The organism is Cyclobacterium amurskyense, assembly GCF_001050135.1.
Taxonomy (GTDB): domain Bacteria; phylum Bacteroidota; class Bacteroidia; order Cytophagales; family Cyclobacteriaceae; genus Cyclobacterium; species Cyclobacterium amurskyense.
In genome coordinates, this window is sequence record NZ_CP012040.1 from 5,518,469 (window position 1) to 5,531,918 (window position 13,450).

A 13,450-nucleotide genomic window follows, 5' to 3' on the forward strand; every position below is an offset into this window, starting at 1 on the left:
AATCAATCCTTTTAGCAAAAAAAATTCTTTACCGTCACTGAAGTAAAAATTGCGAAAGTTTTTATCTAGTAATATAATGCAAAAGACAATTAATCTTTAAGCCATCATTTGATTATTAATTGTTGTTTAGAAGCAATAGTTCAACAAAAATAATTTTATCTGATACCCTGATCAGGAAATTTACCGGTAATGGTTCTTCCAAAAGCTTTCATTTCTTCCATTTGCTCCTGTAAATTTCCATTCGGTTGAATTACAGGACCTATACCTGCAAGTTTTCTTTTATAATCTAAAAAGCCAATCACTACGGGTACATTTGCCCCTAGAGCAATATGGTAAAAACCAGATTTCCACCTTGGTGCATAGCTTCTTGTTCCTTCAGGGGTTACCATCATAACCAACTCCTCCCTCTCTTCAAGCATCTGAATCATCGCCTCTGTGTAGGTTTGCTTTCTTTTGCCTACTACTTTTTTTCTATCGATAGGTATGCCTCCCAAAGCTTTGATTAGCCATCCCAGTGGCCCTATCATTATCTCTTTTTTAATGGTGAATTTTACGGGAACTTCCATTATGTAAAAAGCAGACAATGCATAAATCAAGTCCCAATTACTGGTATGAGGGATCGCAATAAGGACTGCCTTTTTTAAACCTTCAGGCCATTTACCTGAAACTTTCCATCCAGAAATCCAAAATATAAAACGAGCTAGTAATTTCATGATTTATATAAACTGTTAATATCCTGACTTTTCAAAAGAGACAATGATTGGTTTTCAAGTAAAAATTCTTTGCAATATTGGTAGCCGGTATCGTAAATTTCCATGGCTTTTTTCACTTCCAACACACCAAATTTTGCCAAACCTGGAGGATCTATAAAGTAATCGCATTTGGGCTTCCTGCTATAAACATTGTAGTTCAAAGCCATTATCACAGATCTTTCTATCAATCCTTTTATATGTGTATCCCCTTTTAGGTCAGGTAGATTGTTACAATTGACCCCAATGATGGTGTCACAGTCATCAACCAAAGGTTCCACAGGGAGATTATTTAGTACGCCTCCATCTATATACAATTCCCCATTCAATAAAATCGGTTCAAACATCCCCGGTATACAAGCAGATGCCATCAATCTTTTAATCAAAGGGCCATTGGAGAAGAACTCCGTACGACTTTTTTGAAAGTTGGTAGCAGTTACGAATATGGGGATCTTTAAGGCAGAGAAATCATCTTCAGGCAAATATTTCGCAAATAAATCTGCTAAAAGATCCATTCTTAACAATGCCTTAAAACTAATTGAAGGCTTGAAGAATTTAAAGTATTTGGTTTGGACAATAATGTCTAATATCTCTCTTGGGGCATAACCATGGGCATACATTGCCGCAACAATGGCCCCCGCGCTACTACCAGAAAGACAGTCAGGGTAAATACCTTCTTCATTGAGGGCTTGCAAAACGCCTAGGTGCGCAATACCTCTCACTCCTCCCCCAGATAAGGCAAGTCCTATTTTATTGTTTTTTTTCAATAGATAAATTGATAGAAAATCATGCGATAAATAGAACCAGAATTAAGACAATGATTGCCCCTTATTCCTGAACAACACCCATCGAACAAAATTTCTCAATGCGTTTTTCGATGCGTTTCTCAACTTTCATTTTGTCAAGTTCCACCAAAGCTTCATTGATCTTCTCTTTAATTCTCAAGGCCATGTCTTGCATATTTCTATGCGCGCCACCTAGTGGTTCTTCTATAATAGTATCAATCAAGCCATTATTTTTCATATCAGGCCCTGTCAACTTAAGTGCTTCTGCAGCTTGCTCCTTATGATCCCAGCTTCTCCATAAAATGGTAGAGCAATTTTCGGGAGAAATAACAGAATACCAGGAATTCTCAAGCATCATTACCTTATCACCAATAGCGATACCTAAAGCACCACCAGAAGCTCCTTCACCAATAATGATACAGATAACAGGAACCTTTAGCTTAAACATTTCCCTAAGGTTTTTGGCGATAGCTTCCCCTTGTCCTCTTTCCTCAGCTTCTATTCCGGGATATGCACCAGGAGTATCAATTAAAGTAATGATAGGCTTATTGAATTTCTCAGCCATTTTCATTAACCTCAATGCCTTTCTGTAACCTTCAGGGTTGGCCATACCAAAATTCCTTTCTTGGCGAAGTTTGGTATTTCTTCCTTTCTGTTGACCTATAAACATAACAGATCTGCCATCAATGTCACCAAGGCCACCTATCATCGCCTTGTCATCTTTTACAGTCCTATCACCATGTAACTCTATAAAATCATTGGTCATTTCATAAATATAATCCAATGCATAAGGTCGGTCAGCATGTCGGGAAAGTTGAACCCGCTGCCATCTGGTAAGGTTTTGAAAAGTTTCTCTTTTTAATATTTGAAGCTTTTCCTCTAGAGATTGGATATCTGTAGACAAGTCTATGTTTTTTTCATTAGCCAAATGAATCATTTCCTGAAGTTTAAGCTCCAGATCAGCTATTGGCTTTTCAAATTCTAATACCATAAAGTGAAGTTTTGAAGTATCAAAGATAAAAATTAATTTTTGATTACATGATCAACTTTTATCAAAGATATATTATAAAGGTTTTTGTCAGGTTAAAATCTTGCCATCTTTCATGGTTAGCATTCTATCCGACATCCCTGCTAGGGATTGGTTATGAGTAACGATTACAAAGGATTGTCCTAGTTCATCCCTTAATTTAAAAAATAGTTCGTGAAGGGATTGGGCATTTTCCGTATCCAGATTACCACTAGGTTCATCTGCGAAGATTATATCAGGACTATTGACCAAAGCCCTTGCTACAGCCACACGCTGTTGTTCCCCTCCTGATAGCTGGGAAGGCTTGTGTCCTAACCTAGAACTGATTCCAAGTAAACCGGCCAATTCATCGGTTCTTTTTCGAAGTGCGCTTTCTGGCTTTTTACCTATTAAACCTGGAATCCAGATATTTTCTTCGGCAGTAAATTCCGGAAGCAAATTGTGGAACTGAAAAATAAAACTTATTCTATCATTCCTGAAGCTAGCTAATTTATCTCCATTAAGCTGTAGAACATCAATATCATCTACTTTCAAAGTACCTTGATCTGGTTTATCTAAAGTACCTAAAATATGCAATAGGGTACTTTTTCCTGCACCTGATGCACCAACTATGGACACGATCTCCCCTTTCTTGATAGTTACATCTACCCCTTTGAGGACATGGAGATCACCATAATATTTTTGAAGAGATTGAGCGTAAAGCATAGTATTATATGAGGATAAAATAAGTAATGGGAACAAACATAGTTGTATTTTAAAATTAATCAAAAATTAAATCATGATTGAAGTTTTAAATTTATGAAAGAACATTATTAGCTATACACTTGATTTTTAATGGCATGAAAAGTACCTAATAGTATAAACATGGCCCAAACATGAAAAGATTACTTAAAAAGCAGCTCGTAAATCTTGAATAATCGGACATTAGACATTAACTTCGGGCAAAAATTTGACCAGAATGAATATACACGAATATCAAGCTAAAGAAGTTTTAAAATCTTACGGAGTCAAAATCCAAGAAGGGATTGTTGCTGAAAGCCCGGAAGCTGCACTTGAGGCAGCAAAAAAGCTTACTGCAGATACAGGTACTTCCTGGTATGTTCTAAAAGCACAAATCCATGCTGGAGGTAGAGGTAAAGGAGAAATTAAAGAAACCGGATCAAGAGGCGTGGTTTTGGCTAAATCTTTGGAAGACGTTCCAGTGAAAGCCAAGGATATATTAAATGGCACCCTAGTTACGATTCAAACAGGTGATGAAGGGAAATTGGTCAATAAAATCCTTGTGGCACAAGATGTCTATTATCCTGGTAAATCAGAACCTAAGGAATATTATTTGTCAATTTTATTGGACAGAGCTACAGGCAGCAATATAATCATGGCATCTACTGAAGGTGGTGTGAACATTGAGGAAATAGCTGAAAATTCTCCAGAGAAAATCATTAAGGAGTGGATAGATCCATTATTGGGTATTCAGCCTTACCAAGCTAGAAAGGTAGCCTTTAAGTTAGGTCTTGAAGGAAATGCTTTCAAGGAAATGGTGAAATTTATCATGGCCCTTTATGCTGCCTATGATGCCAGCGATGCTTCTCAATTTGAAATTAACCCAGTATTGAAAACATCTGATGACCAAATTTTGGCTGTAGATGCAAAGGTAAATCTGGATGACAATGCCCTTTATAGAAACAAAGGCTTGGCTCAAATGAGAGATGTTAGTGAAGAAGATCCTTTTGAGGTTGAGGCTGCAGAGTCAGGATTGAACTATGTTAAGCTTGATGGCAATGTAGGTTGTATGGTAAATGGTGCAGGACTTGCTATGGCAACAATGGACATGATTAAGCTTTCTGGCGGTGAGCCTGCAAACTTCCTAGACGTTGGAGGCGGGGCCAATGCACAAACTGTTGAAGCCGGTTTTAGAATCATCTTAAAAGATCCTAAAGTAAAAGCCATATTGATCAATGTATTTGGCGGTATCGTTAGATGTGATAGAATTGCATCAGGTGTGGTTGAAGCTTATAAATCTATCGGTGATATCCGCGTTCCTATTATTGTAAGATTACAAGGTACGAATGCGGAAGAAGGAGCAAAAATAATAGACGAATCAGGTCTAAAAGTTACTTCTGCAATAACATTGAAAGAAGCAGCTGAAAAAGTACAAAAAGTATTAAATGCTTAATTAATTTAACTAATATTGCGGCCTCATTGGCCTGCATGCACCCGTAGTTCAACTGGATAGAATATCGGATTTCGGCTCCGAGGGTTGAGGGTTCGAATCCTTCCGGGTGTACAAAAAAGGCCCCTTATGAAAATCATAAGGGGCCTTTTTTATTTATTATACTACTGCAAGAGGCGCGTTTGAGTTAGTTATTAGGTGATAAAACACATGCTTAGTCATGTGACTGCAAACACGCCCCCTGAGAGGCTAATTAAGATTCTTTAATCCATTTGAACAAAGTCTGATAAGTAACACCAGTATCTTTGCTGAAATCAGCTTTAGTTTTACCTTCAGCCTCCGCTTGCTTCCAGTTAGCAAGAATGCTAGCTTTCTCTTCTGAAGAATAGGTTCTTCTGCCACGTGTAGCTGTCATATCAGCTTTGGCATCTACTCCATAGATAAATTGAATAATTCCCATTAATTTAGAAGCTTCACTTTTAGAAGACAATCCCAAATCATTCAGATCAGCAATCGCTGAATCCTTTAGATTTTTTGTTACAAAAGGATGCTTTCCTTTTTTGTGTGCTTCATCGATAGAATGGAAAATATTTCCATCTGCATCTTCCATATAAACCACCGCATTGGTTTTAGAAAGATCCGAGTACTTGTTTAAAAATTCTTGAATAGACATGATATTATAAATTATTTAGATGATAAACTTAACAAAGCTACATTTTAATTTTTAATTGATTTACAAATTCCACACCAGAAATTATGTTTTATTCAATATCTATAATTAAAACGCCTAATTATTATAAATTGTTTTAATTAAATTAGTAAAAATTGGAGAAATATATTTCTATTCACCATTTCAATTAGGATTATTTAGGGTTTTAACGGCAACGTTAACGAAAATAAGTCTTTTTCCATTTAATTTAAGCCATTACAATTAAATAATTGGTGCTCCATTTAATTTGAATTAAGGCATTAAGTATTTTTTTAAAATTGTTTAGGATTTTTAAAACTAAATCGATAAGTTTAAATACGCTTGTTTTTAATTTGTTCAACTATGTCAAAATTTCACCCAAACAAGTTCAATAAACAAGCTTTGATATTGACCAATTATTAGTCTTTTATCCATTAATAATTGAGGTCGGTTTTAATCCTGTTTCAAAGATAGAAACTTAGGATTAACTGTAAAAGTAATTTCATTTTAGATTAGTAAATACAAGAATAAAAAAAACTTATCTGCAAAATTATCTATAAACTGATTATGGCTGCAATCATCAATTTTATTTGGCAGAGTATAATTTGCCTTTTGTTTTTTTACGCCTTTTATTGGGTATTTCTAAAAGATGAAAAAACATTTGTGTTTAATAGGATCTATCTATTGACCACGCCATTTTTAGCCATAGCTTTTTCTTTGATCGAAATCCCTGTATCTTTTGAAAAACCTAGTATTTCATTAGAGAATACAGCTTTTTTAAAAGCGCTCGAATTTGATGCTCAAAAAGAAATCGCTGGCACTTATGGACTACCTGAAGTAACCGTTACAGGAAGTAGGCTACCTACTTTATGGGGAATTACAGACTACCTACTCCTTGCTTATTTAATTGTAGCAATTTTTCTTTTTGCTAAATTCTACTGGCAGTTCCTACAGCTCAAACAAATTCTAAGAAAGGGCTGGTACCAAACAACATTTATCCTTAAAGACAATTATTTTAAAGTACCCACTTTCGGGCTTACTCCAGTGTTTTCCTATTTTGATAAAATATTTTGGGATGATGAGCTTGAACTTAATCATAAAGAAAAAAAGCAAATTCTTAACCATGAGATAGAACATGTAAAACAAAAACATACTTATGATGTGATCATTTATCAGATTATGTGTAATGTTTTTTGGTTTAACCCTATAATTCACCTAATGCAAAAAGCATTAATTGATTTACATGAGTTTCAAGCAGATGAAAGTGTAATAAAAGACCTTGAACTCAAGGATTCTTATCCTAAACTTGTTGCTAAAATGGCTTTTCAAGGCTTGGACCTTTCTTTGGGCAACTACTTCATTCGCTCCACAACTTTGAAAAGAATTCAAATGATGAAAGCAAATAGGAAAACAAACTGGTTTAAGTTGGCCATGTTGGTTCCTTTAATGATTATGGTCTTTGGCTTGATATCAATGAAAAGCAACAATAGCATAATTTCTTTCAATAATTATTCTACACTACCCATTTCATTTTTAAAAAATCAGATTGTCGCTTTCCAAGATTCAATAGCGGTAGGTATAAAACTTAAAAACGTTAAAAACCCAACACATTATGAAAGTATAGGTAAACTTAAACATGAATCACTCAATGTACAGGTAGGTGAATTATCCTACGAATTCACTGGTATCAAAAACCAGCAGGAATACATAAAAGTACTCAACTTAGTCGAATCATTACGCCCTAATTCAACCCTTAATAAGAAGTATGAAAATGCTTACCCCTATTACTCTATAGATCATAAACCAGAGCCAAAAATAGGTTGGGATGCCTGGGAAAATTATTTGACAAACCAAATCCCTAAAGAGCTTATAGACGAAATCTATATAAATGGAGGCAGTGTAGAGTTGGAATTTGTGGTAGATCAAGAAGCAAAAATAGTTAGTCCATCTATCAAAAAAAGTTTAGGGGAAGAGGTGGATCAAATATTATTGGCTTCACTTATTGACACAAAAGCTCCAGCTTGGTTGACTGGCAAAAAAGACAATGAAATAGTTGCCGTAGTAGTGAATGCAAAAATAGAACTTGAAAACCCAAATCAACAAAATGACAAAAAAGTCACTTTAATTTCTTCTACAACTAACAATAGAACTTCAGTTCAAAACACCAAAACTAAATCATTCCCTGAAAACTTAGCCATAGAGTTAAGAGATGATTTAAAGTCTGGAGCAATTACGCTTGGTAACTCATTTAAAAAACACATGGCCAAAACACTTTCTTTTCCTAAAGAGACCATTAAAAATAATATATCAGGGACTGCAATAGTTAGGCTTAAAACGAATTCTAAAGGGAGATTAACAGACATCTCTTTTGTAAATAGTATTGATCAAAGTTTTGAAAAGGCGATATTAAATGTCTTAGCAGATGCTCCCAATCTAGTACCTGTTCATCAATATAAAGGATATGAATTGTTACTACCTATTTCTTTTAAAATTAATGGATCAAACATCAATAATATAATTCCAGGTTTAAATGAAGATTATGGAGATGTAATTTACATCAATGGCTATAAGGCTGAAGAAAATCGATTTACCAGTGACCCTATCGAATCTAAAGTAGACGAAATACCAGTTCATATTATTAAAGAGGGCTTGGTTAACTTTAATGGCGTGATCATGCCAATTAACACAAGTCTATCGAAAATCATGAATGCCTATATCAGGCATTTTTCCATCAATCCCCAATCTATTAGCATCAATTTTTCTGCGGAAAAAGATGTGAAAATGGGTGAAGTTCAGAATGTACAGTTTGCACTTAGGGAAGTAGGAATTAGAAAAATCAACTTCCGAGAATCGGGAGAGCAAGTTGGGAATTCTGATAGCGCTCCTGTATACCTAATAGATGGAGTATTTTTTCCAAACCCTAAAGTAATGGATTACCCTAATCCAGAAAACATCAAAACCATTTCCATAGTGGGTCCAGACAAAATGAATATATATGGATCAAAAGCCAAAAACGGTGTAATAGTCATTACCACGAATTAAGCTCCCCTTCGCCGATAAAAGCATCTTTAATTGGTGAAAACCTTGATCAGCATCAAAATTAGCCTGCCTTTTGGTAGGTTTTTTTTATATATTGCAGTAGTTAATAACCCTAATTAAACAAGAAAATGACGCATAAATCACTTTTATACTTTTTTTTACTTTCTATATTGCCTTGCCTGGTCTTCGGACAAAAGGATGCCAACAAAGACGAGTCAAAAGTTCCTGAATATTCTATCCCTGACATCTTTGTAAACCTGAAGGGACAAGAAATAAACTCAATACAAGATTGGGTACACAAGCGGAGACCTGAAATAGTAAACCTTTTTGAAGACAATGTCTATGGTAATATGCCAAAAGCCATAGACGCCATAAATTTCACCACAGTCAATGAGGACAAGATGGCCATGAATGGAATGGCTACCCTGAAAGAGGTGGACATAGAAGTGACCAATAGATCTAAAAAAATTACCATTAGGTTGATTCTTTTCATACCAAATAGAAAGAATCAACCTGCCCCAGTATTTCTATTAATCAATCATAGAGATCCTGAAAACATAGACCCCACCAGAAAAACCAAAATGGGTTTCTGGCCAGCAGAGGAAATAATTCAAAGGGGCTATGCTGCAGCTACTTTTCATGTAAAAGACGTTTCTGATGATGACAAGGTAACCTTTACAGAAGATATCCTTAACACACTGTACCCCGAAGAATTAGAAAAAGAAAATGGAATGCGTGGATTAGGAGCCTGGGCATGGGGAGCTATGCGTGCCATGGACTACTTTGAAACGGCACCTGAAATTGATTCTAAAAAAGCAGCTGTAATCGGGCACTCTAGAGGAGGTAAAGCTTCTCTATGGACAGGAGCATCGGACCCCAGATGGGCCATCACAATTTCTAATGAGTCAGGTTGCGGTGGAGCAGCTCTGTCAAGAAGAAAATTTGGAGAGACTGTGAAAGTAATAAACACCGTTTTCCCCTATTGGTTTACGGACAATTTCAACAAATACAACGACAATGAAGCACTTTTGCCAATAGACCAACACATGCTAATCGCTTCAATAGCACCTAGAGCAGTCTATGTGGCCAGTGCATCTGAAGACCTATGGGCTGATCCCAAAGGAGAATACACTTCATTACAATTAGGTACTCGCGTACACAGAGAGATCTACAATATGGAAGGAAACTTCCCTAAAGTAATAAATGCACCAGGTAACCCTGTACACCTGCCTTATGCAGGACACCACATTCGTGAGGGAAAACACAATTTGACTCCTTACGATTGGAATCTATTCATGGATTTTGCTGACAAACATTACGGATATAAAAGTGGACAATGATAGACGAAAATTCCTCCAAAATTCAGCTAAACTAACCGGCCTTACTTTTGCTAGCCCGGTTATTCTTCCTTCTAACTCTAAAGCTAGTACCATAGCCATTGGCAGCTACCAAAGGGACTTGGGAATGAAGTTGTGCCTTGCCTACTTTTGGGGCATAGAAAAACATAAAACTGCCCTATCCCGGCAAATGGATGTAAGGGGTGCTGTTAGTCCAATACATGCTAATTTGGCTGGACTGCCGGGTGAAAAAGACAATTCAAGAAACGTGATCAAGGCCATCAAGAATGTATGGGCCAAAGAAAGTCTTGAATTAAGGGTTGTAGAGGGACCTCCCTATCTTGGCTTAAAAACCAAACTTGCTCTGTCTGGTCGTGACGAAGAAATAGACAATTTTATCACTTTAATGAAAAATTTATCTCTTGAAGGAATTGATACCATCTGTTACAATTGGATGCCAGTGATAAGTTGGGCACGTACTTTTTTAGATAAACCAGGTCGAGGTGGCGCCTTAGTGAGTGGCTTCAATTCAGCGGCCATGCTCCAAAAGGATCCCATTACAGAATATGGAGATTTAACTCCAGAAACGATGTGGGAAAACCTTGAATATTTCCTTAAAGCAGTTGGACCTGAGGCCGAAAGGTATGGAATTAAACTGGCCCTACATCCAGACGATCCTCCGGTTGACAATATACAAGGTATACCCCGAATCATTACCTCGGTTGAGGCTTTTAAAAAAGTCCTAGGGCTTTATCCAAGTGAAAACAATGGCATTACATTCTGTCAGGGTAGTTTTGCATCCATGGGCAGTGCAGATGACCAAGTTAATATACCTGAAGCCATCCGGTACTTCGGCAAAAGAAAAGCCATTCATTTTGTCCATTTCAGGGATGTAAGAGGAGATAAAAACAATTTTGAAGAGACCTTTCATGACGAGGGAAAAACAGATATGTTTGCAGCCATGCAGGCCTATCATGAAATAGGATTTACTGGGCCAATACGACCGGATCATGTTCCTACCATGGCTGGAGACAGTAATGACAAGCCAGGATATAGCACCATCGGAACCCTATTTGCCATAGGCTATATAAGAGGCTTAATGGAAGGTGTCGGCAAAACCAAGGCCTAAAAGCAATTTTAATGCTTCACTTATATCGACTGAAAACTCCTAATAAAAAAATTCCAACATCATTCAATTCAAAATCCTTAACATTACTTAACCTATATATTTTTTTCGCAATTAGTGAATCTTTTATTAAACCCGGATTATCTATTAGGATTTCTCCGCCCTGATAATGTCAGGGGTGAAGCCTGTCCCGTGTTTACGGGAAGTGGTGTAATCACAATAAAATCAGGCTATTTGGAGACTGAGTCATAGCACCGCTATGGTGAAGTCGAAAATAGCAACGAAGTGACTGATTTTAAAGTGATTCCATCACGTAATAGAAGGTCTATTGCATATTTCGGGTTAAACAATATATTCAATACTTATTGTACGGTAGAATAGCTTATCAATGGTCTATTCTTATCATTTATAGTAATAAATTAAAACTTTTATATGAATCGCTGGTTAAAATATTTTCTTCTATTTATAGGTGCCATTTTATTGATAGCTCTAATTTACGGAACCTACCAATTTCGTGACAGGCACAAGGGATACGACTTGAACTTGTCTTTGATGAATGAAGGTAAAGGTGAATTATCTGCAGGCTTTGCCATTGCAGACATAAGCCCTGTTGGTTTTGACACCTGGGAAGATGCTAATAACGATGCAAGATTCAATGAGTCCGATGGGGACCATTACAATGACCTCAATGGGAACGACAAATTTGATCCTATTTGGTTAGCAGGCTTTCAGCAAAACAGACCGGCATCGGGAATCAATGACCCTTTATGGGCAAGGGCCATGGTTTTAAATGATGGGAAAATCAAATTGGGTCTATGCGTTATTGACATGATAGGTTTTGGCAATGATGAGGTACTAACGGTCAGAAAAAGAATTCTTGAACAAACAGATCTAGATCATGTAATCATCACTAGTACTCATGTGCATTCCTCTCCGGATATGATGGGCATGTGGGGACCGGATCCATTCACGCGAGGCGTCGATGAAGGTTACAAAAACCTGGTCTTTGACGGGATTGTGTCCTCTGTATTGGAAGCTTACAACAAACAAAAACCTGCTTATTTAAAATTCGCTATTAATGAAAGTGACGCCGCACCACTTGTCGGCGATACCAGGGCACCGGAAGTATACGATGCTGCCATTAGATTAATGCAGGTAGTGGACAAAGACACGCATAAGACTTTAGGAACAATTTTGAACTGGGGCAATCATCCCGAAACCCTTTGGTCTCAGAATACTTTGGTAAGTTCTGATTTCCCTCATTATTGGAGGGAATACATGGAAAAGGGAATTGTGTACAATGACTCTGTTTACCACGAAGGATTAGGAGGGGTTTCTATATTCCTCAATGCCGCCCTTGGAGGACTAATGACCACTAGGCCAAGCGACCCATTGCTCCACCCCTACTCAAAGGACACTTTGAAAGAGGCAACTGTAGAAAAAATTGATGCACAGGGGATGGCGCTCGCTAAAATAAGCTTTGAAACCATGGAAAAAGGCATGGATACTGTGTACAATAGCAGCTTGGCTTTACGTGCCAAAACTGTAGCACTACCTATGGTAAATAAATTATTTAGGCTTGCCTCTTTTATTGGGGTTTTTGATCGTGGATTTGTCTCTTGGGGAAAGGTAAGGTCAGAAGTAAACGCATGGAAACTAGGCCCTGCAACTTTTGTACATATTCCAGGTGAACTGTATCCAGAGATCCTCAACGGCGGAGTAGAAGCTCCGGAAGGCGCTGATTTTGGCATAGCTCCAGTAGAAGTCCCTGCCATCAAAAGTCAAATGCCAGGCAAATTTAAATTCTTTAGTGGAATGGCTAATGATATGATTGGGTATATTGTGCCCAAAAGCCAGTGGGATGAAAAACCTCCTTTCACTTATGGAAGAGATAAAGCACCCTATGGAGAAGTTAATTCACTAGGCCCTGAAACAGCTCCTATATTACATAGGGAGACTTTGAAGTTACTCAATGACCTATCAAAAACAGCTTCCTCGCTAGAGAGGAACTAAGCTATTAAAGATTAATATGAACAGCAAAACACAATCGGTAGAGGCCTATCTTGATGAAATCCCTGATAAAAGAAAGGAAGCTTTTATAAAATTGCGAGAAGTAATTAACTCAAACCTTCCTGAGGGTTTTGAAGAAACCATGAGTTATGGTATGATTGGCTATATTGTTCCCCATAAACTTTATCCAGCTGGGTACCATTGCAACCCCAAATTGCCCCTACCCTTTGTAAACTTAGCCAATCAAAAGAATTATATAGCGCTATACCACTTAGGGATCTATGCCAATGAGGAATTATTGAACTGGTTTACAACTGAATACTCAAAGTTCAGTACTACCAAACTGGACATGGGTAAAAGCTGTATTCGCTTCAAAAAAATGGACAAAATACCCTATGAATTAATAGGGAAACTAATGGCAAAAGTGAGTACGCAAGAGTGGATAAGCACTTATGAGAATAGCATAAAAAAATAGGGCTGGAAAATTTCCAACCCTATTTTCAATAAATTCTAAAGCCT

Annotated in this window: 11 protein-coding genes and 1 tRNA gene; 7 read left to right on the forward strand and 5 right to left on the reverse strand. The window is 37.1% G+C overall.

What is annotated here, in order from left to right; all coding sequences use genetic code 11:
- Window positions 1-155: 155 nt before the first annotated feature.
- From CA2015_RS22070 to CA2015_RS22085, 4 genes are all read right to left on the reverse strand, one after another.
- Window positions 156-713 carry a 1-acyl-sn-glycerol-3-phosphate acyltransferase gene (locus CA2015_RS22070; RefSeq protein WP_205749787.1) on the reverse strand — a complete coding sequence of 186 codons (558 nt, stop codon included), beginning with the start codon at window positions 711-713 and terminating at the stop codon, window positions 156-158.
- Complete coding sequence (locus CA2015_RS22075; protein ID WP_048643861.1) at window positions 710-1,516, reverse strand: patatin-like phospholipase family protein; 807 nt, start codon at window positions 1,514-1,516, stop codon at window positions 710-712. The genes CA2015_RS22070 and CA2015_RS22075 overlap by 4 nt, the downstream gene beginning before the upstream one ends.
- A 61-nt stretch (window positions 1,517-1,577) precedes the next feature.
- Window positions 1,578-2,525 carry an acetyl-CoA carboxylase carboxyltransferase subunit alpha gene (locus CA2015_RS22080; protein ID WP_048643862.1) on the reverse strand — a complete coding sequence of 316 codons (948 nt, stop codon included), beginning with the start codon at window positions 2,523-2,525 and terminating at the stop codon, window positions 1,578-1,580.
- Window positions 2,526-2,612: 87 nt separating this feature from the next.
- The gene (locus CA2015_RS22085; protein WP_048643863.1) at window positions 2,613-3,266 is read right to left on the reverse strand and encodes an ABC transporter ATP-binding protein; all 654 of its coding nucleotides are present in this window, start codon (window positions 3,264-3,266) and stop codon (window positions 2,613-2,615) included.
- A 253-nt stretch (window positions 3,267-3,519) separates the two neighbouring features.
- Here CA2015_RS22085 and sucC point away from each other — a divergent pair, with 253 nt between their 5' ends.
- Both sucC and CA2015_RS22095 read left to right on the forward strand, forming a co-directional pair.
- Complete coding sequence (gene sucC, locus CA2015_RS22090; RefSeq protein WP_048643864.1) at window positions 3,520-4,734, forward strand: ADP-forming succinate--CoA ligase subunit beta; 1,215 nt, start codon at window positions 3,520-3,522, stop codon at window positions 4,732-4,734.
- Between the two features lie 37 nt (window positions 4,735-4,771).
- Window positions 4,772-4,845, forward strand: a tRNA-Arg gene (locus tag CA2015_RS22095).
- A gap of 139 nt (window positions 4,846-4,984) precedes the next feature.
- On the opposite strand, the gene CA2015_RS22100 is transcribed toward CA2015_RS22095, so the two are convergent.
- Window positions 4,985-5,404: a transposase gene (locus CA2015_RS22100; RefSeq protein WP_048643865.1), complete on the reverse strand. Its 420-nt coding sequence runs from the start codon at window positions 5,402-5,404 to the stop codon at window positions 4,985-4,987.
- Between the two features lie 582 nt (window positions 5,405-5,986).
- On the opposite strand from CA2015_RS22100, the gene CA2015_RS22105 reads away from it, so the two are divergent.
- The 5 genes from CA2015_RS22105 (at window position 5,987) to CA2015_RS22125 (ending at window position 13,406) form a co-directional block, all read left to right on the forward strand.
- Entirely contained in the window at window positions 5,987-8,461 is a 2,475-nt protein-coding gene (locus CA2015_RS22105) for a M56 family metallopeptidase (protein WP_048643866.1), read from the forward strand.
- Window positions 8,462-8,586: 125 nt separating this feature from the next.
- Window positions 8,587-9,798, forward strand: coding sequence for a glucuronyl esterase domain-containing protein (locus CA2015_RS22110; RefSeq protein WP_048643867.1), 1,212 nt, complete (start codon window positions 8,587-8,589; stop codon window positions 9,796-9,798).
- Window positions 9,788-10,924, forward strand: a complete 1,137-nt coding sequence (locus CA2015_RS22115; protein WP_048644692.1) for a mannonate dehydratase — start codon at window positions 9,788-9,790, stop codon at window positions 10,922-10,924. The genes CA2015_RS22110 and CA2015_RS22115 overlap by 11 nt, the downstream gene beginning before the upstream one ends.
- A 429-nt stretch (window positions 10,925-11,353) precedes the next feature.
- Window positions 11,354-12,934, forward strand: a complete 1,581-nt coding sequence (locus CA2015_RS22120; RefSeq protein ID WP_048643868.1) for a neutral/alkaline non-lysosomal ceramidase N-terminal domain-containing protein — start codon at window positions 11,354-11,356, stop codon at window positions 12,932-12,934.
- Window positions 12,935-12,950: 16 nt separating this feature from the next.
- Entirely contained in the window at window positions 12,951-13,406 is a 456-nt protein-coding gene (locus tag CA2015_RS22125) for a DUF1801 domain-containing protein (RefSeq protein ID WP_048643869.1), read from the forward strand.
- Window positions 13,407-13,450 lie beyond the last annotated feature (44 nt).